We start from the raw sequence: 26,656 nt of genomic DNA on the forward strand, positions 1-26,656 counted from the left end.
ACAATCTTTAATATTGAAACTTAAAATTATATTAGTACAAATTTATATTAGGGGGATAAATTATGAGTTTAGATATAAGTTCAAAAAGTAAGGCCCTATCCACTTTTCTTAACGAAAATCTTAATGATTTAAAATCTAAGGGTCTATATAACAAAATCGATTCTCTTCAAAGTTCTAATGGTCCTATCATTCAAATAAATGGAAAACATCTAATTAACCTTTCATCTAACAATTATCTTGGACTAGCTACAAATAAAAAATTGATAAATGCTACCATTGAGGCTACAGAAAAATATGGAGCTGGGGCTGGAGCAGTAAGAACTATAAATGGTACTTTAGAAATCCATGATATTTTAGAAAGTACTATAGCTAAATTCAAGGGTACAGAATCAGCTATAGCATTCCAATCTGGATTTAACTGCAATATGGGAGCTATTCAAGCTGTCATGGATAAAAACGATGCAATTTTATCAGATGAACTTAACCATGCATCAATAATAGATGGATGCAAACTTTCTGGATCTAAAATAATAAGATTTAAACACTCAGATATGAATGATTTAAGGGAAAAAGCTAAACAAGCTCAGGAAAGCGGATTATATAAAAAGATAATGGTTATAACTGATGGAGTTTTTTCTATGGATGGAGATATAGCTAAACTTCCTGAAATAGTTGAAATAGCTGAAGAATTTGACTTAATTACTTATGTTGATGATGCTCATGGTTCTGGAGTTACGGGAAAAGGAGCTGGAACTTGCAAGCACTTTGGTCTATCAGATAAAGTTGACTTCCAAATAGGAACACTATCTAAAGCTATAGGTGTTGTCGGTGGATATGTTGCAGGTTCTAAAGATTTAATAGATTGGTTAAAGGTGAGAGGTAGACCTTTCTTATTCTCAACATCTCTTACTCCTGGGGCTGCTGCTGCTTGTACCGAATCTATAAATATACTTATGAACGATGATACTTTAGTTCAAAAAGTTTGGGAAAATGGAAATTACCTTAAAGATGGATTAAAATCTTTAGGATTTAATATAGGAAATAGTCAAACACCTATAACTCCATGTATTATCGGGGATGAAGCCAAAACTCAATTATTTAGTAAAAGGCTCCTAGAAGAAGGTGTTTATGCTAAATCAATAGTATTCCCTACTGTTCCTAAAGGCACAGGAAGGGTTAGAAATATGCCAACAGCTGCTCATACAAAAGAAATGTTAGATGATGCTTTAAGTATTTATGAAAAAGTAGGAAAAGAATTAGGAGTTATTAAATAAATTTTTTAATTTTGTAGGGGGTAATTATATGAAAAAAATTCTTATTACTGGAGCTCTTGGTCAAATAGGTTCTGAGTTAACATCAAAACTTCGAAAGGAATATGGAGTGAGCAACGTTTTAGCTACTGATGTTCGCTCAATAGAAGAAAGTGAAGTTGTAAATAATGGTTTATTTGAAACTTTAGATGTTATGGATGTTGAAGCTATGGGAAAACTAGCTAAAAAACACAATGCAGATACTATAATACATCTTGCATCTTTATTATCTGCAGTAGGAGAACAAAAACCTCAATTTGCATGGAAATTAAATATGGGTGGTTTAGTAAATGCTTTAGAAGTTTCTAAAGAAACTAGCGCTACACTATTCGCTCCTAGCTCTATAGCTGCATTTGGACCTAACTCTCCAAAAGATTTAACTCCTCAAGATACTATACAAAGACCAAATACTATGTATGGAGTAACTAAGGTTTCAGGAGAATTATTATCTGATTACTACTTCCATAAATTTGGGGTAGACACAAGAAGTGTAAGATTCCCTGGACTTATCTCATATGTAACTCCTCCTGGTGGTGGAACAACTGATTACGCTGTTGATATATACTACGAGGCTTTAAAAAATAAGAAATATGAATCATTTATAGCTGAGGGTACTAAAATGGATATGATGTATATGCCAGACGCTCTTCAAGCTGTTGTTGACCTTCTTGAAGCTGATAGTTCCAAATTGATTCATAGAAATGCATTCAATATAACAGCTATGAACTTCTCTCCTGAAGAAATAGCAGCTGAGATTAAAAAGAATATGCCTGAGTTTGAATTTAGCTACAATGTTGATCCAGTTCGTCAATCTATAGCTGAGTCTTGGCCTAACTCTATAGACCCATCTTGTGCTGTTAATGAATGGGGCTTCAAGTTTGAATATGATTTAAGAAAAATGACTATAGATATGCTACAAAAATTAAGTGAAAAGGGTATCGGTAAAGAACGTGTTCATAACGTTTAGAATATAATTAAATAAGCTGCCTCTAAATTTTTATAATCAATATTACATATACTTAGGCAGCTTATATTTTATTTACTTAATATTTTCCGTTCTATATCCAATATCCTTATTAGCTAACTTGTATCCTTGTTCTATCATATCTTGCTTACTTTGCCCTTTTCCTATTAAGCTATCTATGCTAATTTGATTTCTATCTTCAAAATACTTATTAAGTAAATCTTCCTCTATATCATCTTGGGTAGCTAAAGTTCCTTCATGTAATATGTACTTAACATCTAAGCCCTCATTTTTTAAAAATCTACCTACCATAATACTTCTATGACATCTTATAGGTTCTTGCATTGCTCCTAATAATACTATTCTATATCCCTTATCTATTCCGTTTTTGATTCGTTTTACTCCGCTCAAAAATATATCCTCTTTTACAACTTTATCAAAATCTGCATATCCTTCATTGTTATATGATTCCTTACTTCCTCTTTTAGCTCCAAATTCTTCACCCATATAAATATATGTATATCCATCTTTTTTTAAGGTTTCTCTAAAATATTCTTTGTTGTACTGTACATTATATTTAGAATATGGTGTTTCCCTTATATCAACAATACAGTTAATATTATACTTTTTAATCATCTCAATAAATTTTCCATAAGGGTAGTTTGAATGTCCAATTGCAAAAATTTCCATAACTTCATCCTCCTTAGGCATAATCTAATAAAATACTATTTTAAATATATTAGTGCTTAATACATCTGCATTCACATAATTTTTTAGTAAATTGCTTCTATGCTCATAATAGATACTGATTCGCACTTATTTTTTAATATATAGTCAATTTTTATACTTACTAAATTTAACATCCCTTTAGTTAATCTATAACTCTATCTTCTGTAATTATAGCTGTTATTTCTTCTAAAGTTGCAAATTTATAAAACTCATCATAGTTAAATTTTTCTTTTTCCATAACTAAATATATTTTCGTTGAACATTCTATTATTGTTTTCTTTGTATCTCCATCTTCTAAATATATTGTACTTACATATCCAGTTTCTTTATTAATTCCACCTAATCCTATAAAAGCTTTATCGTATGCAAATTTTCTAATATATCTATCAGCTGCCGCTCCTACTATAGCTCCTATTTCTTTATTAAATTCTCCTCCAATACAAATAACTTTTATATTATTATTCATTCTTAGTTCTAGCACAATTTCTATCATGTTTGTTACAACAGTAATTGTTTTATTAGTATTATTTAACTCTTTTGCAATTTCTAAGTTAATTGTTGAAACATCCAAAAAAACTATATCTTTATTTTCTATTAAATCAATTGCCTTTAATGCAATTAATTTTTTCTCTTGAGTATTTATATTTTTTCTTTCATCAATATTCTTGATATCTATATGGTTTTTTTGAGCAATTGCCCCTCCATATACTCTTATTAAATAACCTCTAGATTCTAATTCTTTTAAATCTTTTCTTATACAATCTTCTGTAACCTCGAATAATTTCGATAACTCTTTAACCTTTACTCTTCCATTCTTTTTAATTATACTTACAATGTTTTCATATCTTTCCTCTAGAAACAAATGTTTTCACCTCTTTATTTTACTTATTATTATTATTTATTATTTATTATTATTTTTTATTGATTCTTATTTATTCTTATATTATACTAAAAATATAATATTAATGATATAAATAGCGTTATAAGTTAATTCTTAGCGTGATATTTTTATTATTATATTTATAAATTAAAAAGCACTAATCTTAAAAGATTAGTGCTTTTTAATTTTAACTATGCTTTTTTAACAACGCTAGATTTTAATTTCATAGCTCCGAAACCATCTATTTTACATTCTATATCATGTCCATCTGCTGCATCTGGAACTAAACGTATACTCTTTACCTTTGTTCCTATTTTTATAGAAGATGAACTTCCTTTTACTTTAAGATCTTTAACTACTGTTACAGCATCTCCATCGTTTAATACATTTCCGTTTACATCTTTTATAACAACTTCTTTTTCAGCAGAATCTTCTGGATTCCATTCATGTGCACATTCTGGACAAACTAAAAGACTTCCATCTTGATAAGTATATTCTGAATTACATTTTGGGCAATTTGGTAAATTTTCCATATTTATTCCTCCGTTCACAATTTTATTCCTAATCATTCATAGGTATATATAATATCATAGTCTTATCATATTTACAAATTTTCATCCAATTTAACCTTAAAAAACGATATATTCGGTTATTTAACTCATAAATTCATTATATTTCTAAATATACAAATCTATTTAAAGATATTATATAAATTTAATAAAATTATAGATAAAGTTACACTATTAAAAATTTTAATTATAGATTTTTCAGAAACAGCTTTATTTATTTTATATCCAATAATACCTCCCAATACTCCTCCTACAAGCATATATGGTAGCATGTCCAAATTATAACTTGAAAACCCTGTAGTTACTGCAATTGAAATAATTTTAGATCCTTGAGAGAAAAATATAACTAAAATTGAATTTCTAGCAGCTTCATTAGCTGTCATAGAAAATAGTATTGTAAATGCAGCTACATTTATTGGTCCTCCTCCAATTCCTAAAAATGCAGATATTGCACCTAAGAATAAACCTAACAACCCAATTGCTAAGATATTATTGATTTTATAAGATTTTATATTATCTTTATTTCTCATATATAAAAATACTGATATTAATAATATTATTATAATTATACTTTGTATATTATTAATTAAACCTATATTAATATCTTTTGATAATATAAAACTCATAAGCTTTTGACCTATTATTCCTCCTCCTACAGATCCAGTTGCAACTACTATAGTATTTTTAGGATTTATTTTATCTTTTTTCTTTAACTGGTAGAATACAGTTACTATAGACATTATAAATATTGTTGAAGATGATAGTAAATTTATTGTTGGAAGTGCATAATCTCCTAGTGAGTCTAAGACAGGTTTAATAATTATACCGCCTCCAAGACCTGCTGAAGAACCTAATATAGTTGAAAAAAGTGCCACTAAAAAATATATAATTTGCATTTTACCTACTCCTATACAATATTTTAACTTTGTGATTCTAGTTAACTGTTTTATACCCTATATTTTAAATCACTAAAATTTTTAATTACTTTCCAGAGTCTTTAAGTTCTAATAAATCCGTCGGAAATGCTTCAAATATTTTCTGTCTTAATAAATATTCATTATTAAATCTTAACGACCATGATTTAATAATTGATAAAGGCACTAAAAAAGGTACTTTTTCTTCTTGATACATTTGTAGTGAATCTAAGAAAAAAGATTTTTCTTCTTTTGATAACGAATCTGAAAAATATCCTAGCAAATGTAATAGCATATTAACATTTCTTCCTTTGTTTGTTCTATTACTTAAAGCGCTTCTCAATATAATTTTATATTCTAACAAGCTATCTTCTATATTTTTTTTATTAGCTTTTGCTACAATCCTACCTAATTCTTTTTGTTTTGAAGGACTATAAGCCATTAATAAATACTTATAATCACTTTGAAAATCTATTAAACTTTTAACTGACTTTGCCTCTATTACACTTTCAAAATCTAAATCCACAAAAATCCTAGTTAAAAAATGCTCTCTTATATTAAAATTACTAAGCCTTCCTTCATCTTCTATAGCAATATCCGTAAACCTTTCAATTAAATCCCCTGAAAACAATCCACTCACTTTTTTAGGTAAAGGCGCTACTTTTCCAAAATCATTATAAATTTTACTATCTTTTATAGCGCATGACGGAGATTTGCTTTTTAAAATAACTCCATTTATTTTCTTATCTTGTATCGAATTTAAAAAACTATTAGAAAAATCATTCATATTTAAAGTAAAATCTTCTCCTGTTTTTGAATTTAATAATAATATTTTCTCTTCTTTTTCAACTAATCTTAAAGCTTCTCTAGGACACTTAAGTCCTATTTCCATTTCTGGACATATATCAATAAAATCAACATGTTCTTTTAGTTTTTCTATAAATTTATCTTTTACCATACTTCCATCGTATCTACAATGTTCATGCTCTATACACCTACTTATTAATACTAATGGTTTTTTCTTTTCCATTTTTTATTACCCCCAAATCAAATTATATAGTAATTATTTAAGCTCTACATTTTGAATTCGTAACACCTATATAATTTAAATGATCAAAAACAAATCTAGAAATTTCATTTTTATGTCTTGTTTTAAAATTATAAAACTTTAAATTATATAAGTAATTCCCACTTCCATAATTACTTCTTTTCTTTATAATTTCACTTTGTATATTATATAACTTTCCATCTATGTCTATTTTTAATTCTATTTTTTTATTTATGGGCATATCTTCATAAGTTTCCATCAACATTCCACTACAACTTAAATTTAATGTATTAGCATCATATTCAATATTTTTTAATTCCTCAGTTTTAAACTTGCAGTCTATTATTATTGGCAATCTATGATTTTTTCGTCTTTCTTTCTTTTCAATTGGAGAAATTATTAATCCTTTATAAAAACATATATCTTCTCTTATTATTTTTTCCGTAATTAATATTTTAGTTTTAAATAGCTCTATTTGATTTATTAAATCTACTTGTATAGTGCTTTTATTTTCAAATCTAACAATTTCATATTGATCAATAGGACATCTAAATATGATTTCTTTATCTTTAATACTCTCCACATAACTTGTATAAATTCGTCCTTTATATAAAGTCCTTATACTTAAATCCATAGCCTTTAATCTTTCTTCATATCTAACAATAGATTTTTCTAAATTTTTTTCTGATTTTTTACTAAATAAATTAAACATAACTTATCCCCCTAGTTCATTTCTAAATCACCCAAGTTCAGTATAATAATTTATATTTATATTGTAAATAACTTAAATAAAAAGCTAGGAGATTCTACTCTCCTAGCTCTTTATTTAATATCTTTTTCTTTTGTATTTAGCAATAAACATTATTGAAATTAATAACATAATTAAACTTATAATTGAAACCCCATAATAAATCCATCTGTTTTGTTTATTATTTTTCATATTTGGGGGCATCATCTGCTTATTATCATTTTTATTCTCATTATTTATAGCTTCTTGAGGCTTTTCTTGATTATTTCCGTCAGCTTGATCTTTTTTGTTTATATCTTTATTTTTCCCCATATTTTGTTGCCCTAATGCAGGTAAATTTAAAGTTGTTACTACATTTCCGTATTCTGTAGATGATTGTTCTCCATTTAATTGAGCCTGAACGCTCTTAACTCTATCTTTTCCAAAAGTTAAAAGTTCAGTTACTCCAGTTTTATATTCTTCATAATTATAAAATGCAGTAGCATCTTTTTTTACATAATTACTAATTAATTTATTTATCTGAGTAACTCTATTGTTAAATGTTCCACTGCTAAAATAATTATCTGATATTTGTTTTAAATATTTATGATAAATCTCTTTATAATCATCATTTTCTAAAAGTTTACCTATAAGAGGAGCATCTTCTAAATTACCTGTAACAGGTGAATCAATTGGGAAGTTTATAGCTTTTTCCCCCTCCTTAACAGCGAATCCTCCGAATGACATATTTAAATCCCATGGCAATATTTCAGATACTCCATCTTTTTCATATAGATAGTAATTATGATACATTCCTCCTGAATAACTATCCAAATTAACTAAAAATGTATTCACTGCAAAATATTTTAAAACTTCATCAACATTTAAGTAATTTTCTATGTTTTCGCCAGTTTTTAGACTTTCCATTAAATCAATAATGTTTTTGAAATCTTTATCTGTTGTATTTTTAAAAACTGCACTATCTCTTAAAATCGAATAACTATCTATATCGTCATCTATATATTTTAAATCTGCACCTTGACTATCTTTGTTTCCCATTTTAGGTGCTCCACCATTATCTTCATCTTCACGTGAAACATTTTGATTTTGTAAAATATTAGGAGCATCTCCATTCATATCTGGAGGTACTTCATCCATTTTAGGAATATTCCCATCCATATTTGGAGGGTTATCACCCATTTGTGGCTTGTTTCCATCCATATCTGGTCTTTGTATTTCTCCATTATTACCCTTATTGCCACCCATATTCATTGTTTCTGGCTTATATAAATTACCACTTATTTCTCCATAATTTTTCTCAATAAACCTTTCATCTATAACTTCTACACCTAAATATAATCCCCAATCAGAACCATTTATTTTTATGTCTGTATAAGAATATTCTGGAGTTGCTATGCCTAGAAAGTTATATATATCATAAGAAATAGCTTCTTTCATATAAGTAGCATCAGATATATTATTATTTAAAGCTAATTTTCTAATTCCATGATATGTTTGTCCATCAACATACTGTCCAAAATCAATTTTTATACTGTATCTATCCGTAGTACTATCATTTGCCACAGAAGTTAAACTCGAGTTACCCTTAGGTCTTATTCCAACATTATTAAACGTTTCTCCGTTTATAGTTACATCCGCACTTTTATATTCCTCTTTTGTTGCATTTTCTAAAAGCCATTTCCAATCACTTTCTTTAATTTTTATGTCTATACTAGTTATACTATTTTTATCTAAAATATCTTCTATATTAGAACTAGTTTCTATATCAGTTTTATTTTTTGGTATGTATATAGACACTACAATAAATACTACAGATAATATAATACTTATTACAGATATATATTTACTTTGTTTGTCGTTTATCATTTTGTTTCACCACCTTATTTGCAATAAGTTAGTATACTATTGCTTTTAAGCCATATAATCTCCATTGTAGCTTACTAAAACTACATTCGAAACTCCACTTATACACGATATTTCATTTACAAAGTTTGTTGTAATATTCTTCAACTTAACTTCAACTGTCATCTCTATTCCATTTGTTGGTGAAACAGTTTTAGACTTAACACAATACTTACTTACACTACTTCCTACTTTTTCTAATATTTTATTTTCACTATTGTCACTATCACAATTTACAACTAATATGTATGGATTATCAGTTGTTTCTTTGTTTGCAAATAGAACCATTATAATCCCTATAAAAATAGCTCCTAACACAGCTAGTGGTATCAATCCTGCTCCTAATACTATTCCTTCACTAATTGACCAAAATAAAAATGCTATATCCATAGGTTCCTTTACTGCACTCCTAAAACGAACTATAGATAACGCACCAACCATACCTAATGAAAGTACGACATTAGACGTAACACCTAATATAATTAATGTTGTAATTAATGTAAGAGCCATTAAAGACATGCTAAATGTTGATGAGTACATAACTCCCTTAAATGTTTTTTTATAAACTTGCATTATAAATAACCCTAACACAAATGCAAGCGACATCGCTATTAACATATCTAAAAATGATATTGATGTCATTTTTTCAATAAAACTTGATTTAAAAATATCACTAAAATTTACTGTTTGATTAGACATTATTTTTTCCTCCTAATTTTTATCCATATATTCTAGATGCTGCATATTTTGAAATGGCAGTCGCTCTACGGTTATTAGTTTGTATGATATCTTGTATTATCTCTGGTATATATTCATCAAACTTAACTTCTAAAACTATTACATCCTTATCTATAGACCCTATAGTGGGTAAATTGTTATCAAATAAATTAGTACTTTGAATTCCTGTTTTAATTTTTTTGTCAAATGTTATTCTTACATTTCCCATCTTATATACATAAGCTTCTCTTGTGTAATCAACTATACTTTTAGGTCTTAACAACTCTGACTTAATTTTGGAATAAAATTCAATAAATAAAGGCTTGTTGCTTTTGATTAAAAAATCTATATCTCCTTTAATTAAGTTCTCACATTCTTCCTTGGTTATTAATTCGCTATCTTTAGAACATAATCCATTGACTTTTGACTTTTTCTCTAACTTAATAAAAGAGTGATCATCGTTGTAGTATCTTAGCCTAAATTTTTCTCTCACACTTATTCCATTGATTTTTTCCATAAGAACTTTATCTCTAAAGTTATCAAAATAAAGACTTCTAATTTTATATTCCTTTTTTTCATTAGCATTTTTATCTAAACTCATTATTTGAGTTAATCTATTTTTAATAGCTAAGTAATCTGATGTGTTTATATAGTGTTTAATTTCATGTCTAAACTTTTTTTCTTTCATAATTTCACCCCCTATCTGCTTGAAATTAATATTATATAAATAAACTTAAAATTTCCTAAAATAAAAAAACTGTATTAATATTACAAAATACAGTATTTGTTTTATAAAATTTTATAATTTTCCACTTTGTATAATCTTCCTGTGCTTTACTTTACCAATTTATCTCTCTAGTCATATTTTTATCCATATTAGTCTCCCAATTTACACTAAGAAGTTTAAATATATATAAATCAAATAATATTTTTGATAGTAATAAAAAATTATAATTGAAAAGGACTATGAAACTTATTATCATAGTCCTCAGTAAATTTATAAAAGTAATTCAAAAAAATTCATATTTATAACCTTCAAAAATATTTATTAATACCTTACATAAAAATATAATCTGCAAAATCATAAAAGAATTTATCTATTTTTGTTAATGTTGCATTTAATATGCCACTACCTTTAAGCTCTCAAAAGTATTATATTTATCTATGCAGTTTCTTTGTTCCTAGCATTTACCATAGTTATTATACTTATTGCACTTGTCACAGTTTTTATGCTCATAACACTTATCGCAGTTTTCATATCCATAATACTTGTCACAGTTTTTATGTTCATGACACTTATCGCAGTTTTCATATCCATAATACTTGTCACAGTTTTTATGCTCATGACACTTATCGCAGTTTTCATATCCATAATACTTGTCACAGTTTTTATGTTCATGACACTTATCGCAGTTTTCATATCCATAATACTTGTCACAATTTTTATGCTCATGACACTTATCGCAATTTTCATATCCATAATACTTGTCACAGTTTTTATGCTCATGACACTTATCATCGTTTTCATATCCGTAACACTTATCACAATTATCCCATTTATAATACTTATTCCATTCGTCCCAGTCATAGCATTTATGACATTTATTCCATTTGTAGTTTTCTTCTTTACATTTATTTGAATAAATCATTTTCATATCTCTCCATTATATAAATATTAAGAAATTCTTATTAAAGAACCTCTAGTTTATAATATGTATCCATGTCGAAATGTGTGCTATATTGTCAAAGTTCATAACAAATTAACTAAAAAAGTTTTTAGTTCAAAATGAACTCCCTATATAATAGGGTATTTTAATATAATTTAAAATATTAGCTCTAATTCATACTAATATTTTTATTTTTTTAAAAAAGTACTTGCATAAACAAGTATTTAATTTTATAATACTCAATATGAATTACTTGCATAAACAAGTATTTAATTTAAAATAAGATTGGAGACATTAAAATGAAAACATTAGTAATTATAGCTCATCCTAATATGGATGGTTCAAAAGTAAATAAAGCTTGGAAAAATCAATTAGAAAATAGTGATAATATAACAATAAATGAAATTTATAAATCTTACCCAGATGGCAAAATAGATGTAAAAAGAGAGCAAGAATTAGTTAAAGCTCATGATAGAATAGTTTTTCAATTCCCATTCCACTGGTATAACGCACCTTCATTACTAAAACAATGGATGGATTCTGTATTTGCATTTGGTTTCTCTCATGGACCTAATGGAGACAGTTTAAAAGGAAAAGAATTCAGATTAGTAATTTCTGCTGGAGGTCAAGAACAATCTTACCAAGCTGGCGGAGCTCAACACTTCACTATAAGTGAATTAACTAAAACATATGAAGCAATGGCAAAATTCACTGGTATGAACTACCGACCTGCTTTTGTTCTTTACGCAACTCATTTATTAAGTGAAGAAGATATAAATAAAAGTGCAGATAAATTGAAAGATATCTTAAACTAAATAATTATATAAAAAAGAGAATAGTTTTAACTATTCTCTTTTTTATATAATTATTTAGAATTAATATTATTTAAATTCTCAGCTATCTTTGTTAAAAACTTCATCCCTTGTTCTATTTCTTCCTTAGAAATACCATTAACTGCCTCTTCAAAACATTCTCTAGCTATAGACTCTACAGGCTCCTTCAAAAGTTCCCCTTTTTCAGTCAACTTAATGCGATTTATTCTTTTGTCCGAAGGACAACATTGTCTTATTATTAATTCATTTTTTATTAAAGTATTTATCAGCCTAGATGTACTTGCTTGATCTCTATTTGTAAGCTGTGCTAAATTATATTGGCATAAATTTTCATTATCCCAAAGCATAGTTAATATAGTAAACTGCTCAAAAGTAATATTTATACCATTATTTTTTAGCTTTCTTACAAAATTATTCATTATAATTTTATCTGTCGCATTTATCAAAAAGGCTAATCCTTTATCTTTTCTATATTTCATGCTATCACCTTTTTTTATTAGATTATAATTTTATCCTATATATAAAAAAATATATTGTCAAGGTAAAGCTACTTATAAACAAAAAAACAAAAGAATATCTATTAAAATAGATATTCTTTTGTTTTTATTTATTGAGCTTTATTTGCTTTTTTTGATGGTATAAAATTTCCAACTATACCTGCAATTACAACTGGTAAAATCCAGTTAAATCCTATTTTTGCAAACGGCAATTCATTTACAAACGGTACATTTATACCTTTACTACTTAAAACTGTAAGTACACTTACTATTAAAGCTACATAAGTTGCACATTTAAATGCATTATCATTTTTAATTTTATTATTAAATAGTGTCATTAATACTAATACTATTGTTGCTGGGTAAATAATTGATAATATAGGTGCTGAGAATTTTATTATTGTACTAACTCCAAAGTTTGCTACTACCGCACTGAATATACATACTGCAATAACTATAGTTTCATATTTTACTTTTCCATTTGATAGTTTAGTAAAATATTGAGCCGTAGCTGAAACAAGCCCTATAGATGTAGTTAAACAAGCTAATGCTACGATTATTGCTAATACAATTTTACCAGGTTGACCTAATAACTGTTCTGTTATACTTACGATTAAAGCTGTTTGATTTATATCGCTTGGATTTACACCTTTAAATTGATGAGCAACTGAAGATCCTAAATAAGTAAGTCCTCCGTATACTATAATTAAAGCTACACCTGCAACTAAACCAGCTCGTAAAGTTAATTTAATTTTATCAGATTCCTCAGTGTATCCTTTTTGAACAAGCGACATTATAACAACTGCTGATAAAGCTATAGCTCCAAGTGGATCCATTGTTTGATATCCTTGACCTATACCCTCTGCAAATATTGCATCTATAGTTGCTGGTTCATTTAAATTTCCAAGAGGAGATACAATACCTACTATAATTAGAAATATTAAAGCTATTAATAATGCTGGTGTTAAGTACTGCCCTATTATATCCACAACTTTAGATGGTTTTATTGTAAGTATCAATGTTAACCCGAAAAATATTATAGAAAATAATATCGGACTAAAACCTCCAAAAATAGGTTGTATTCCCATTTCAAATGTTGTTGCTCCTGTTCTAGGTATAGCTAAAAGTGGTCCTAAGCAAATCATGATTGCTGTTGCTAGTATTATAGATAATGTTTTCCCACTTCTTGATAAAACCCTACTTATGTCTCCATCACATTTAGCAGCTGCTAATATCGCTAATAAAGCTAATCCTACATCAGCGATAATAAATCCACTGAAACCTAACATCCAGTGCTCTCCAGATACAACTCCTAAATATGGTGGAAATATTAAGTTTCCTGCCCCAAAGAACATGGCGAATAAGGCAAATCCTACAACTACAGTATCTACACTTTGTTTTTTCATAAAAACCCCCTGTATTAATTTTATAGGCAATATCTAATTATTAAATTACTTAATTATATGTTAAACTTACTAAATAAATCAACTATTCTGAAAAATTTAACATAATTTTAGCATTTTATACCACTAAGTTAAATTTGTGTTAAATCGATTGACTGCTTGTTTATTTATATTTAACAATATAAAAAATAATATTCCTAATTTGTTAAATATAATAATATTTACAGGTTTTGTGTTTAATGAAGTTTTTTTGTGTAGTATAATGTAAAGATAAAATACTCAGGTTATATAATTTATAACATGGGTATTTTATCTTTTGTAACAATTGAGAAAGGAGTTTTTTTATGAGCAAAAAAAAGCGGAATATAATTATCGCAATAATGGTTTCTATGTTTCTTGCTGCATTTGAAGGTACTGTTGTAACTACAGCTATGCCTACAATAGCAAAAAGTTTAAATGGATATAATCTTATGAGCTGGGTTTTTTCTTCATATCTTTTAACCTCAGCTATCTCCACTCCTATTTATGGAAAAATGTCTGACCTTTATGGAAGAAAAAAAATGCTTTCTATTGGTATAGTAATATTTTTAATAGGTAGTGCCTTATGTGGATTTTCCCAAAGTATGATTCAGTTAATAGCATTTAGAGCAATACAAGGTATAGGTGCCGGTTCTATACTCACAGTAACATACACAATTGTTGGAGATGTATTTGATTTGGAGGAACGTTCTAAGGTTCAAGGATGCCTAAGCACAGTATGGGGTGTTTCTAGTCTACTTGGCCCATTTATAGGAGGATTTTTCATAGATTACTTATCTTGGCATTGGATATTTTTTATTAATATACCTTTTGGTATTTTATCTATTTTCCTTCTTAATAAAAATTTCGAGGAAAAATTATCAAATAGTAATCCTAAAATTGATTATCTCGGATCAATTTTTTTAACAATATCTATAGTTTCAATATTATTAGGTGTATTTACTACGTCTAGTTCAACAAAAATTATATATGCTATATTAACTATAGTTTCACTTATAATTTTCTACTTAATTGAAAAAAAATCAAAAGAACCTATTGTTCCTTTTGATATATTTTCGAAAGATACAATTTTACTAAATTTAATAGGTTTCTTTGTAGCTGTTATACTTATGGTTATAGAGGTTTACATGCCGTTATACACTCAAAATGTTATAGGTTATAGCGCAAAAATTTCTGGACTTTTAATGGCGCCAATGTCTATAACTTGGCTTTTAAGTTCTTTTATTTTAGTAAAATTATTTAAAAAATTTGGAGAGAAAAAAGTTATTCTAGGTTCTATTTTAATCTTAGCAATAACATGTTATTTACTTAGATTTACCACTCCAGATACAAATTTAATTTATCTAATTCTTATAATATTTATCATGGGTGCAGGTTTTGGAGGTGTACTTAATACACTTATCATACTTATCCAAAATGCTGTTACTTATGAAAAAAGAGGAGCTGCAACATCAACAAATGCATTAATTCGTACACTTGGTCAAACAATAGGAGTTAGTGTATTCGGAGGATTAATGAACTCAAGTATATCTTCTTACTTTAAAAATTCAGATATTTCAAATGTAACTGCAGATAATATATATTCTTCTGGAGCTAGCGCTTATCAAATAATGGAAGCATTTTTTAATGGTGTCCATAATATATTCTATGCTTTAGTATTTATTGCTTTAATTTGCTTTATTGCAGGAATATTTATAAGCAAAAAATCCATATTAGAAAAAGATGATAATTAAATATAAAATATATACAAAAAAAATGAAACTCTATATAGAGTTTCATTTTTTTGTTGCTAGTATTTAATTTTTACTTGTCCCGGGAAATAATATTGTCAAAATATATTTAATCATTATATGTTGTATTCATAGGTGGCTTAGATACAGATACATCATACCCCTCATTCAATAAGTCAATTTTTATAATATCTTCAGTAGAAATTTCAAAGTCAAAAATTCCTATATTTTCTTTTATCCTATTTTCATTTGATGATTTTGGAATAGGTATAACGCCTTTTTGAATATGCCATCTCAATACTACTTGTGCTATTGTTTTATTATATTTTTCTGCTAAGTTAATCATTAGATCATTAGAAAATATTCTTCCTCTGCTTATAGGACTCCATGCAATCACTTGAATATCATTTTCTTTACAATATCTAATCATTTCACTTTTAATGCTAAACGGATGCATCTCAACTTGATTTACCATTGGCATTATAGTTGCAATCTTTTTTAACTCTTCTAAGTGATTTATTTTAAAATTACAAACTCCTATAGCTTTAACTTTTCCTATAGAATATAAATATTCAAAAGCTTTCCATGTTTCAACATTTAATTTATTTGGCCAATGGATTAGATATAAATCTATATAATCTACATCTAAATTTTTCAACGACTTATTAAAAGCTTTAATAGTACTATCATATCCATGATCTTCATTCCAAAGTTTTGTTACTAAAAATATTTCTTCTCTATCTATTTTACTCTCTTTTATGCCTTTACCTATGCCTTTTTCATTCCCATAAAATGAAGCTGTATCTATCATTCTATAGCCTATTTCGAGAGCATTCTTTACTATTTCAGATGTATCTTCATCATTACCTGACTTGTATGTACCAAATCCTACAAGAGGTATCTTTACTCCATTACTTAAATTCGTAAATTGTTTGTCCATAAAATAATCCTCCCTTTTGTTATCTAAATCATTTTTTAATATTATATCACTATGTAAACTTACATAATATAAACTGATAAAATAAATGAAAAAGGAGGATATATGTTTTTAATAATACACCCTCCTTTTAATTATTTAGAATTATTTCTTATATGTGCTGCAACCTTTACATCTTCTCTTTTTATATGACTAATTATCCAATTAGCAACCTTACTATTAATTTCACCTACTAAGACAATACTTGGCCCTTCTGCTAAGAGCTTTTTCTGTATATTATCAACAGTATCGATAAAATGTTGGTGATACTTTTTATGATTATTGTAATCAGGATAATTATATTTTTTCTGTAAAACTTCTTCATGTCCAAAATGCGTTCTAGTGTAAGAAGATAAAAATTTCACTGTCTTTTCTAATTCAGCTCTACCCTTACCTTTACTACAAGCTTCTAGCAAATCATTTATTGCTTTTATTAATTCTTTATGTTCTGTATCAATTTGTATATTACCAGTTAGTAAATCATCAGTCCATTTATATGCCATTTTGTCTCCTCGCAATCCTTTGCTTATTTTGGTAATTTTTACTAAATTATATCATCTTTTAATTTTTAAATCTATTACCCTAATTAAAATTGCTATAGAAAATATCTATTTTAAATTTACATAAATTTAAATTTAACGATATTATAAACATAAAAATAAAAAGATCTATTTAAAGATCTTTTTATTTTTATTAATTATCTGATTTTATATTTACCCATGCATTATCATATATTTTTTTAACATCCATTGGAAAATCTTCATAAATTTCACATCTATCCATTATTTCCTTAGGCATATATGCATTTGGATTATTTTTTACATTGTCTGGTTGAACTAATCTAGCTTCTTTATTTGGAGTAGTGTATCCAATTTCATCAGCTATTCTCAACGCACTTTCTTTATCACTAACAAAGTTTATAAATTTTTCTGCTCCTTCAACATTCTCCGCATTTTTAGGTATACATAAACTGTCTATCCAGAAATTTGCTCCTTCTTTAGGAACTACATAAACTAAATTAGGATTCTCATCTTGAAGATTTAATCCTTCTCCTGACCATATCATATTTATATCAGATTCTCCTGCTGGAATCATTGTCGTTCCATTATCAACACCATATATAGGATTTACTGTTTCTCTTTGTTTTATCAACAATTCTTTAGCTTCTTCTATTTCTTTTGGATTTTTCGAGTTTAAAGAGTATCCAAGTTTCTTTAAAGCAGCTCCCATAGTATCTCTATAAGTATCAAACATAAATACTTTATCTTTATATTTTTCATCCCATAAGATATCCCAACTATCCACTTTTTCCTTAACTACATCTTTGTTATAAATAAGACCTACTGTTCCAAACATATACGGTACTGAGTATTTATTTCCTGGATCTATTTGAAGATTTAAATAATCTTTATCCATTTGAGATATGTTCGGTATATTATCTTTATTTAATTCTTGTATAAGTCCTTTTTTAATCATTCTTGGCATTAAAGCATCAGATACTAAAATAACATCGTATTTAACTCCACCTTTGCTAATTTTTTGATACATTGTTTCCATATCATCAAATGTTTCAACATTAACCTTTATGCCATATTTTTTCTCAAATTCTTTTATTGTTTCTTTGTCTATATTTTCTCCATAATTAAGAAAACTTATTTGTTCAGATGAATCTTTGCTGCATCCAACAAAAAATGCTCCCATCAATAAAATACAAATTGATAAGCTTAATAATTTAAATGTCTTTTTCATACTTTAATCCTTTCCTTTAATATAAGATTATTCTAATACCCCAAACTATAAATAGTCAATCTTCTTTACTTTGCAGTTTTTAATTAAATAATATTCATATTAAATTTATAATTCCATTTTATGGTTATTTATCATTGAAAATAATAAAGTTTTGTATTATAATCTAAACTGTTTTGTTACCATAGGTCTAATAATGTTATTATCCTGTGAAATATGTTTTATAGGGGAATTTATTTAATTTTTAGGTCGAAAATAAATTTTATAAGGAGGAGTATAATGGAAAAAAATAATGAAACTGTATTTTGTTCTAAATGTGGACATAAAAATTCATCGTCAGATAAGTTTTGTACGAACTGTGGAAATAGCTTAAAATCTATTGAAGACTCAATAAAAGATGCTACCACAAATATTAAGGATACTATTACTAACAATGAAACTTATAAAAAATTTACTGATATAAGTGGGGATGGTTCTTTAAAAGCAGGTTGGGAAAATGATGATATGATAAATTTCATTCAAAAAAATACTGAGTATTACATCCCAAAATTTAAAGAAATGCAAGATTTAGAAAAAAGTACATCTTGGAACTGGGCATCATTCTTTCTTACATCAAATTGGCTATTCTATAGAAAAATGTATGGATATGGAGTTGGACTAATAATAGTTAATATAATATTTTCCTGTATACCATTCTTAGGTTGGATTTTAAATATAGGAACATATATTGTATGTGGATTATATGGAAATAGTTTATATCTAAAACATGTACAAAAACAATTAAGCTCTGTTGATGAGCTTAAAGAAGATGTAAAACATAGAGTACTTTTATCTAAAGGTGGAACTAACTTAGTATTACCAATTGTTTTAACTTTCTTAGTCCCTATATTAATATTCATACTAGCATTTTTTGGATTAACATTATCTATAATGTCTAGTCCATATTTTTATTAGTTAATTAAAAGGGTTATGCTATAAGTTTTTATAACATAACCCTGTTTTAATCTATTTATATTCTCTTATTATCTGTTTAATATTTTTCTTACATCTAATTCCGCAACATATCCCTGTACCTGCTGTAGTATTTTGTTTAATTTCTTTTAATTTTACAGATCCTTTTTTAACTTCACTAATTATTTCTTCTTTGCTTATACCTTTGCATAAACATACTAAACTATTATTTTCCATCTAATAACTCCTATTCAATATATATTAAATTACTTCTTTTAATTCATGACTATTATCCTCTTTAGGCATCACCTTAAATAATAAGATAGCTGAGAATGTTAACATAATCATATCAGTTATAGGCTGAGCATAAATAAATCCTGAGAACCCAAACACTTTGTTTAATATAATTAAAAGAGGCATATATAGTAATCCTTGTCTTGATATAGATAATATAAATGCTACAACAACTTTACCCATAGATTGAGCTGAAGTTGTAGATATCATCTGACCTCCTACAAAAGGAAGTGATATAATTAGAGCTCTAAGTATTATAGCTCCTTTGTTTATAACCTCAGGTTCACTTGTAAATAATCCTATTAAAGAATTAGCAAATACTCCAAATATTAAAGCTAAGCTTAATCCTATTATAGAAGTTATTATTATACCTTTTTTAATAATCTCTTTAACTCTAGGAATATTATTACATCCATAGTTATACCCAACTAATGGTTGGCATCCAGCAGAGAATCCCATAAATACAAATGTTCCTATAGTCATTATTTTCATAGCAACTCCCATACCTGCAACAGTTAATGTTCCATAGCCTACTGCTATATTATTTACAATAACAGTTGCTACACCCATTAACATTTGATTTAGTGATGCAGGAACTCCTATTGTAAATATTTCTTTGAATATATTTTTATCATATTTAAATTTATTTAAATTTATTTTTAAAGTAGTTTTTCCTTTTAAAAATGCATACATAAAGTAAAGTAAAGTCGATGTTTGACCTATTATAGTTGCTATTGCAGCTCCAGTTATCTCCATCTTAAGTCCAAATATAAAAACTGGATCTAAAACTATATTTACAACAGTTCCTAATGTAAGACCTATTACAGATTGCATTATATTTCCTTCTGATCTTAAAAGTTGACCTAATGCATAACTACACATAACAGGAATTGCTCCAATAAACATTATAAATATATACTTATAAGTATAATTAAAAGTTGCCTCATTTGCCCCTAAGCCTTTTGCAATATTAGGAGACATAAATATCCCAGCTATCATAACAATTATACTCATTATAATCAAAATACCAGTCGCTATCGATATAGTCTTATTCGCTTCTTCATAATCCTTATTTCCTAAACATCTTGATATATATGAAGACGATCCTGATCCTACAATTCCTGCAATAGCCATAAGCATCATAAATACAGGAAGAGATATATTTGCTGCTGCTAATTGATTTGCATCATTTAACATACCTATAAAGTAAGTATCTACTAAATTATATAAAACTTGAATCATCATCCCCATAACCATAGGTATTGATAATTTCAGTATAGCTTTTGAAACTTTTTCATCTCTTAAAAGTCTGATTTTTTTATCTTCCATTTTTGTCCTCCTATTTGTCACTTTCTTCTATTTTTTATACAAAATCTTGATAGTGTATTTAAAGCTTCATTTATTTCCTTTTTCTCTTCATTTTCCATATTATCAAACATATCATTTATACTTTTATATAAATTTCCTTCTAACTCAACTGCTATTTGTTCACCTTTTTGAGTTAATTCTAAGTTTGTAAATCTCTTATCTTTTTTTGATTTAACTTTTACCACATATCCGTTATTAATTAAAATATCCACGGATGTTGTGAATGCCCCTTTTTGAATTCCTATAAATTCATTAATTTTACTCATCTGTTTGTGTTCATGTTTATGAACAAACAATAAAATTTTTGCATGTGTTTCATTAAGATTAGAATCTAATTCTTTTATTGCAGAGTATTTAAATACATTTTTTGTAAAATGGTGTACAATCATTAAGTTTTCTATAAAATTTAAATTTTTCATAAGATCTCCCCTTTTTATTAGTTTTAAATAAAACTATCTTACTTTTTATTATATACCACCATAAATAATATTCAAACAAAAAGTTTTATTTAAAACTATTTATATTAAAATAAAAAACACTAACCAAGTTAGTTAGTGTTTTTTATTTTAATATCTTATTTACATAGCTCTTGCAGGGAATATAGCATCTAAAATCCCTATAACTACAGCTGCTAATAAAGCACCTATAATAGATACTCCCATATTAGGTACTAAAAATTGAGCTGCATATATTATTATTGCTGCTATTAAAAATCCTTTTATGCCTTTTCCAAAAGGAGATGCATCCACTCCCATAAACATTTCTACTAAATAGTCTAATACTGAAATTACAACAGCTGCTAATAAAAATGACCATATACCCTGTATTGTAAATCCAGGTGTTACAAATGATGTTATAACTAAAATAACTGCAACTAATAGAAATCTTCCTATCCATCTCATTATACTATTATTATTGCCATTTTCATGTACCATAAAAGTCACTCCTTCGAATAAAGTAATTTTTTATTTTTACAAATAATAAAGTAGATATAAATAATTAAATTTATGCTATTTTTATTTTTCTACTTTATAGTCATATCTTAACCACTCTATTTCAAAATATCCCTTATATGGTTTTTATCTTTCAAATTTTAACTTTTTTACATAAAAACCGTACTTATTAATAAGTACGGTTTTCTAAAATTTATAATATACTTTTTTAATGTAAGTTTACAAATTCCCAAGTTTCACCTTGATTTTTTGATTTATAAAGAGCTTCCATATTTCCTTTATAATCACCATCTGGACCTTGTCCAATTGACATATATAAAACTCCATCCTTGTCATAAGGTATACCTGGCATATCAAATGGCTTTATAACTCCTCCATTATCTAATGTTACTTCCTGTATAGGATATTCTACAGGTTTAAAGGATAAACCTCCATCATCTGTTCTATATAATGATCCTTCGGTACCAGAAGGTCTTATTGTAATTATAAATCCAATCTTATCATTTATAAACTTAATTCCGCCAACACTTCCAATCGTTCCATTAAAAGGATCTTCATTTATAACTTCCCATATTTTACCTGAATCAGTAGTCTTGCTAAGTGAATAGAAACTACTTCCTAATGCTTTATCTACTAAGTTAACTTTATAGCCTACTTCTTTCGTTAGATAAAATTGTTCTTTACTTTTATCTACTCCTCTCGATTCCTGCTCATAATCCTCTGGCTGCGGAAGTAAACATGATTTACTCCAGCTTGAATTGTTTACTAAATTATATCTAGCAGGAGTTATGCCTTCGTTACCTGGAGTAAACAAAGATACAGTATATCCCACAATTTTAGAATCTGTTTGCTCAACACCTGATAATTCTCCCTTTTCACTGATATTAATAATTCCATCCGAGTTATATCCCCAATTTCTTTTTCCATAGTAAACTAATCCATAACTATCTTGATTCCACTTATCAACAGTTTCCTTAACCGGAATAACTTTAACTGTTTCGATTAATGGGTTTAATAATTTATCATAGTTATATTCGGGATTAGCATATCCATTTAAAATTAATGTTATATCCTTAGACTTATTTTTATCATAGCTTATTAAATAACTTTTTTCTTTCCCTTTATCATCTTTACCATATATAAATGTATCAAAAGATGTAATTGTTCCATCTGGTTCAAATTTTAATGAAAAGTTATCTGACATATACAATTCTTTTGGCAATTTATATTTTTTATTAATGTCTTCAAATATGCCTCCAACACCATCTTCATATATATTATTATTTTCAAACTTTACTTTTCTTTCACTTTTTAATCGTTCTATAACCCATGATAACTTTCCTCCATAATTTACTGAGCTCTTGTATATTTTAACTCCGTAAAATAATGTTATAGTTAAAATAATTACAATAAAAATATATTTAAATCTAATTGTTTTACTATATTTATAGTGTTTGTTTTTTGTGACTTTAAATATAGTAAATAAAACTATACATATTATCAATAATAGGCATAAAAAAAAGATATACATATTATTATTCATTCTTCCATACATGCATAATGAAGATAATTCATAACAAAATGCCCAATATAAAAGTATCAATATTGGATTTGTTATCAAAGAAATAAGTATTTTTTTAAAATTTTCCCTAAATATAATGATCACCCCTAGTCAAAATTTGTAAATTGTTTATACATCTTGCATATAAATTATAGCACTATATTTTCCTTATTTTATTACATGCGCTTATATAGAGTATAAAAGTTACTTTTAGATTAATTTTTAAAATTAGAAATAATTATCATTATTATTAATGTTTTATATATTTTTTACCGGGTAAAATAAATAGGTATTCATATACCTTATAAAATAACGAAAGGAGATTGTCATAATTTTTATGACATTGATTAATAATGTTTAGCATCTTAGGATTAATTTTATCATTGATACTTATAATGTACCTTGCTTATAAAGGGTACTCAACAATAATAACGGCCCCAATAGTTTCTCTATTAACAATAATTCTTACTACAGGATTCGATAGCCATCTAATGGCAAATTATACAGAAGTATATATGGTTGGATTTGCAAATTTTATAAAAAACTACTTCCCTCTTTTTATGACCGGTGCGGTTTTTGCAAAATTAATGGAGGAAGCTGGATATGCAAAATCTATAGCTCATTTTATAACTAAAAAACTTGGAAAAAATAAATCTGTATTAGCTGTTGTTCTATCTGGATCACTTCTTACATATGGAGGAGTTTCATTATTTGTTGTTGCATTTATACTTTATCCAATTGCATCTATGTTATTTAAAGAAGCTGATATTCCTAAAAGACTTATTCCTGGAACTATAGCCCTTGGTGCATTTACTTTTACAATGACAGCTATGCCTGGATCCCCAGAAATTCAAAATGTTATACCAATGAAATACTTTGGTACAGATACATTTGCAGCCCCTATTATAGGAATTTTTGCAAGTGTCTTAATGCTAACACTGGGAATGTTATGGATTACTAAACGTGTTAAATCTGCTAGAAAAAATAACGAAGGTTACGGCAAACATAATGATAGTTCTATTGATGAAAATTATGAAAATTTACCTAATATATTTAAAGCTATTACCCCTATAATTATAATTTTTATTACTAATTTGTTCTTTTCAAAAGTTTATTATGAAAATATAAATGGTGAATATTTAAGTAGCTTTAATACTACTTTAAGTAATGTTTCTGGAACTTGGAGTGTTATAATCGCAATAGTCCTAGCTGATTTATTTATAATATTAACTAACTACAAAAACATAAAAAATTTAAAATCAGTTCTAGATATAGGTGTTTCTAATTCCTTCAGACCACTTCTTAATTCAAGTGCAATTGTTGGATATGGAAGTGTTATAAAATCATTGGCAGTATTTAGCGTTATTCAAACATTTATTTTTGGTATTTCATCAAATCCAATAATATCAGAAGCTTTATCAGTAAACTTGATTTGTGGACTTACAGCTTCAGCTTCAGGAGGACTTGGAATATCCCTAGATGCACTTGCACCTACTTATTTACAAATGAGTCATGCTTTAAATATTTCTCCTGAAATTCTCCATAGAATAGCTTCTCTTTCTTCTGGTGGATTAGATACTCTACCTCATAATGGAGCTGTGATTACCACACTTGCTATTTGTGGATTAACTCATAAAGAATCTTATAAAGATATTTTTGTTACTTCTGTTGTTATACCTATTTTAACAACTACTATAGTTGTAATATTAATTTCTCTTAAATTTGCAGTTTAATTATATAAGAAGAGATTATTATTTTTTAATATCTCTTCTTATATAAAAATAATTTAATGTTTTAAAAACTTATTTACTTATACTTTTTAAATCCTTGTATCCTATCCTTTTTACAGAAATACTTACTACTTTTATTAAAAATAACCCACAAACTAAATTAATTAAAACTGCAGGAACTACTGCTACTAAAAATAATGATTTGAACGTCCCAGGTAATCCTACTAAAATTAATGCAGATAATAAAAAGGTTGTTCCACTTACTAATGTTCCTATTTGTAATATTATTAAAGATATTATAAAATCTTGAGTTTTTTCTTTAAATTTTTTTATAAATGGAAACTTATACATAATAAATACTAAAGCATATATTATATTTGTTGTAATAACTTTATCTAATATATTTGGTAATTGTCCTCCTGGAAACTTTGTAGTCAATGCAGTAAAAATTCCAGTTATCACTCCACATACAAGTGAAGTTTTATAATCATCTTTATTTAAAATTATTATAGTAAATAACATTATCAATGTCATATCTGGCTGAATTGGCAAGCCGATAGTTGGTGTTATTTGATGCAATAGTAGCCCAATCGCCAATAATAGGGAATTTAAAACTAATTTTCTTGTATTTGTTTTCATAATTATTTCCTCCTAGTTTTTTTAAATAGTTATCATTTTTCATTGTAAATTTCCAATGATATAAATCGCTGTCTTTTGAGATACCTGTTCACATCATATTTATCACCACCTTTAATTTTTTGAATTAAAAAACTCCGTCCTATATTAATAGGACGGAGTCTATCCGCGTTGCCACCTAATTTACGTACAAAAATTATTTGTACATCACTCAATTTCAGGTACCATCATACCCTATTCGCTATAACGTGCGACACACGGTAAAGTCTACTCTCACATACCCGTGATTTCAATTTACTCCTCAAAGGCCCATTCACTAAATCACTTCTTGCCAAGATTCCACCACCCTCAGCTCTCTATATTGAACCTAAATTTAGCTACTATCCCTTTTCTTAGGATTTATATTAAAGTTATTTTAAATAATATTCTATACAACTTTATTTGTCAATTTATTTTTTAATAACTACTCATATATAAATTAATATGATTTA

General features: G+C 27.0%; 27 protein-coding genes and 1 other annotated feature. Of the genes, 6 read left to right on the forward strand and 21 right to left on the reverse strand.

Going from position 1 to position 26,656, the window contains the following annotated elements; genetic code table 11:
• Positions 1-62 precede the first annotated feature (62 nt).
• Positions 63-1,274, forward strand: a complete 1,212-nt coding sequence (locus RWY47_RS03390) for a glycine C-acetyltransferase (protein ID WP_025163034.1) — start codon at positions 63-65, stop codon at positions 1,272-1,274.
• Between the two features lie 28 nt (positions 1,275-1,302).
• Positions 1,303-2,277, forward strand: coding sequence for an L-threonine 3-dehydrogenase (locus RWY47_RS03395; protein ID WP_142729605.1), 975 nt, complete (start codon positions 1,303-1,305; stop codon positions 2,275-2,277).
• 72 nt (positions 2,278-2,349) lie between these two features.
• On the opposite strand, the gene RWY47_RS03400 is transcribed toward RWY47_RS03395, so the two are convergent.
• The 10 genes from RWY47_RS03400 to RWY47_RS03445 all read right to left on the reverse strand — a co-directional run bounded on the left by RWY47_RS03400 (position 2,350) and on the right by RWY47_RS03445 (position 11,430).
• The gene (locus RWY47_RS03400; protein WP_025163036.1) at positions 2,350-2,964 is read right to left on the reverse strand and encodes a DUF488 domain-containing protein; all 615 of its coding nucleotides are present in this window, start codon (positions 2,962-2,964) and stop codon (positions 2,350-2,352) included.
• A gap of 181 nt (positions 2,965-3,145) precedes the next feature.
• Entirely contained in the window at positions 3,146-3,865 is a 720-nt protein-coding gene (locus RWY47_RS03405; protein WP_021428022.1) for a DeoR/GlpR family DNA-binding transcription regulator, read from the reverse strand.
• 209 nt (positions 3,866-4,074) lie between these two features.
• The gene (locus RWY47_RS03410; RefSeq protein WP_021428057.1) at positions 4,075-4,416 is read right to left on the reverse strand and encodes a zinc ribbon domain-containing protein YjdM; all 342 of its coding nucleotides are present in this window, start codon (positions 4,414-4,416) and stop codon (positions 4,075-4,077) included.
• A 158-nt stretch (positions 4,417-4,574) separates the two neighbouring features.
• Positions 4,575-5,348 carry a sulfite exporter TauE/SafE family protein gene (locus tag RWY47_RS03415; RefSeq protein ID WP_224171042.1) on the reverse strand — a complete coding sequence of 258 codons (774 nt, stop codon included), beginning with the start codon at positions 5,346-5,348 and terminating at the stop codon, positions 4,575-4,577.
• 85 nt (positions 5,349-5,433) lie between these two features.
• Entirely contained in the window at positions 5,434-6,396 is a 963-nt protein-coding gene (locus RWY47_RS03420) for a YbgA family protein (RefSeq protein ID WP_224171041.1), read from the reverse strand.
• A gap of 37 nt (positions 6,397-6,433) precedes the next feature.
• Positions 6,434-7,126, reverse strand: a complete 693-nt coding sequence (locus tag RWY47_RS03425; RefSeq protein WP_224171040.1) for a PilZ domain-containing protein — start codon at positions 7,124-7,126, stop codon at positions 6,434-6,436.
• Positions 7,127-7,240: 114 nt separating this feature from the next.
• Positions 7,241-9,028, reverse strand: coding sequence for a CotH kinase family protein (locus tag RWY47_RS03430; RefSeq protein ID WP_224171039.1), 1,788 nt, complete (start codon positions 9,026-9,028; stop codon positions 7,241-7,243).
• Positions 9,029-9,073: 45 nt separating this feature from the next.
• Entirely contained in the window at positions 9,074-9,763 is a 690-nt protein-coding gene (locus RWY47_RS03435; RefSeq protein ID WP_142729597.1) for a DUF4956 domain-containing protein, read from the reverse strand.
• 19 nt (positions 9,764-9,782) lie between these two features.
• Positions 9,783-10,469, reverse strand: a complete 687-nt coding sequence (locus tag RWY47_RS03440) for a polyphosphate polymerase domain-containing protein (RefSeq protein WP_224171038.1) — start codon at positions 10,467-10,469, stop codon at positions 9,783-9,785.
• Between the two features lie 493 nt (positions 10,470-10,962).
• Positions 10,963-11,430 (reverse strand): hypothetical protein, encoded by a 468-nt coding sequence (locus tag RWY47_RS03445; RefSeq protein ID WP_316030234.1) that lies wholly within the window; start codon positions 11,428-11,430, stop codon positions 10,963-10,965.
• 317 nt (positions 11,431-11,747) lie between these two features.
• Between RWY47_RS03445 and RWY47_RS03450 the strand changes: the two genes are divergently transcribed.
• Positions 11,748-12,263: an NAD(P)H-dependent oxidoreductase gene (locus tag RWY47_RS03450; RefSeq protein WP_224170921.1), complete on the forward strand. Its 516-nt coding sequence runs from the start codon at positions 11,748-11,750 to the stop codon at positions 12,261-12,263.
• Positions 12,264-12,313: 50 nt separating this feature from the next.
• Here RWY47_RS03450 and RWY47_RS03455 read toward each other — a convergent pair whose 3' ends face one another.
• Together RWY47_RS03455 and brnQ are read right to left on the reverse strand one after the other, a co-directional pair.
• On the reverse strand, positions 12,314-12,760 hold the full coding sequence (locus RWY47_RS03455; RefSeq protein ID WP_150841716.1) for a MarR family winged helix-turn-helix transcriptional regulator: 447 nt from the start codon (positions 12,758-12,760) through the stop codon (positions 12,314-12,316).
• Positions 12,761-12,888: 128 nt separating this feature from the next.
• Positions 12,889-14,184, reverse strand: coding sequence for a branched-chain amino acid transport system II carrier protein (gene brnQ, locus RWY47_RS03460; protein WP_021428070.1), 1,296 nt, complete (start codon positions 14,182-14,184; stop codon positions 12,889-12,891).
• Between the two features lie 341 nt (positions 14,185-14,525).
• Between brnQ and RWY47_RS03465 the strand changes: the two genes are divergently transcribed.
• Positions 14,526-15,953 carry an MDR family MFS transporter gene (locus RWY47_RS03465; RefSeq protein ID WP_224170922.1) on the forward strand — a complete coding sequence of 476 codons (1,428 nt, stop codon included), beginning with the start codon at positions 14,526-14,528 and terminating at the stop codon, positions 15,951-15,953.
• A 106-nt stretch (positions 15,954-16,059) separates the two neighbouring features.
• On the opposite strand, the gene RWY47_RS03470 is transcribed toward RWY47_RS03465, so the two are convergent.
• The 3 genes from RWY47_RS03470 to RWY47_RS03480 form a co-directional block, all read right to left on the reverse strand.
• The gene (locus RWY47_RS03470; protein ID WP_150841718.1) at positions 16,060-16,890 is read right to left on the reverse strand and encodes an aldo/keto reductase; all 831 of its coding nucleotides are present in this window, start codon (positions 16,888-16,890) and stop codon (positions 16,060-16,062) included.
• Between the two features lie 131 nt (positions 16,891-17,021).
• The gene (locus RWY47_RS03475) at positions 17,022-17,429 is read right to left on the reverse strand and encodes a bacteriohemerythrin (RefSeq protein ID WP_021434295.1); all 408 of its coding nucleotides are present in this window, start codon (positions 17,427-17,429) and stop codon (positions 17,022-17,024) included.
• A 190-nt stretch (positions 17,430-17,619) separates the two neighbouring features.
• Positions 17,620-18,675 carry an ABC transporter substrate-binding protein gene (locus tag RWY47_RS03480; protein ID WP_150841719.1) on the reverse strand — a complete coding sequence of 352 codons (1,056 nt, stop codon included), beginning with the start codon at positions 18,673-18,675 and terminating at the stop codon, positions 17,620-17,622.
• A gap of 276 nt (positions 18,676-18,951) precedes the next feature.
• Here RWY47_RS03480 and RWY47_RS03485 point away from each other — a divergent pair, with 276 nt between their 5' ends.
• A complete protein-coding gene (locus RWY47_RS03485; protein WP_021428010.1) occupies positions 18,952-19,626 on the forward strand; it encodes a zinc-ribbon domain-containing protein in 675 nt (224 codons plus the stop codon).
• A 51-nt stretch (positions 19,627-19,677) separates the two neighbouring features.
• Here the strand turns inward: RWY47_RS03485 and RWY47_RS03490 are convergent, their stop codons facing one another.
• From RWY47_RS03490 to RWY47_RS03510, 5 genes are all read right to left on the reverse strand, one after another.
• Positions 19,678-19,860, reverse strand: coding sequence for a (2Fe-2S)-binding protein (locus tag RWY47_RS03490; protein WP_025162692.1), 183 nt, complete (start codon positions 19,858-19,860; stop codon positions 19,678-19,680).
• Positions 19,861-19,884: 24 nt separating this feature from the next.
• The gene (locus tag RWY47_RS03495; protein ID WP_021428027.1) at positions 19,885-21,246 is read right to left on the reverse strand and encodes an MATE family efflux transporter; all 1,362 of its coding nucleotides are present in this window, start codon (positions 21,244-21,246) and stop codon (positions 19,885-19,887) included.
• A 17-nt stretch (positions 21,247-21,263) separates the two neighbouring features.
• Positions 21,264-21,704: a MarR family winged helix-turn-helix transcriptional regulator gene (locus RWY47_RS03500; RefSeq protein WP_021428075.1), complete on the reverse strand. Its 441-nt coding sequence runs from the start codon at positions 21,702-21,704 to the stop codon at positions 21,264-21,266.
• 159 nt (positions 21,705-21,863) lie between these two features.
• Positions 21,864-22,220, reverse strand: a complete 357-nt coding sequence (locus RWY47_RS03505; RefSeq protein ID WP_021428015.1) for a phage holin family protein — start codon at positions 22,218-22,220, stop codon at positions 21,864-21,866.
• A gap of 226 nt (positions 22,221-22,446) precedes the next feature.
• Positions 22,447-23,769, reverse strand: coding sequence for a hypothetical protein (locus tag RWY47_RS03510; RefSeq protein WP_316030235.1), 1,323 nt, complete (start codon positions 23,767-23,769; stop codon positions 22,447-22,449).
• Positions 23,770-24,152: 383 nt separating this feature from the next.
• On the opposite strand from RWY47_RS03510, the gene RWY47_RS03515 reads away from it, so the two are divergent.
• Complete coding sequence (locus RWY47_RS03515; protein WP_224170924.1) at positions 24,153-25,532, forward strand: GntP family permease; 1,380 nt, start codon at positions 24,153-24,155, stop codon at positions 25,530-25,532.
• Positions 25,533-25,601: 69 nt separating this feature from the next.
• Here the strand turns inward: RWY47_RS03515 and RWY47_RS03520 are convergent, their stop codons facing one another.
• Positions 25,602-26,168 carry a tryptophan transporter gene (locus tag RWY47_RS03520; protein ID WP_224170925.1) on the reverse strand — a complete coding sequence of 189 codons (567 nt, stop codon included), beginning with the start codon at positions 26,166-26,168 and terminating at the stop codon, positions 25,602-25,604.
• A gap of 145 nt (positions 26,169-26,313) precedes the next feature.
• Positions 26,314-26,568: a binding site (T-box leader), on the reverse strand.
• Between the last annotated feature and the right edge of the window lie 88 nt (positions 26,569-26,656).

Source organism: Paraclostridium sp. MRS3W1 (assembly GCF_032465715.1).
In the GTDB taxonomy this organism is placed as follows: domain Bacteria; phylum Bacillota; class Clostridia; order Peptostreptococcales; family Peptostreptococcaceae; genus Paraclostridium; species Paraclostridium dentum.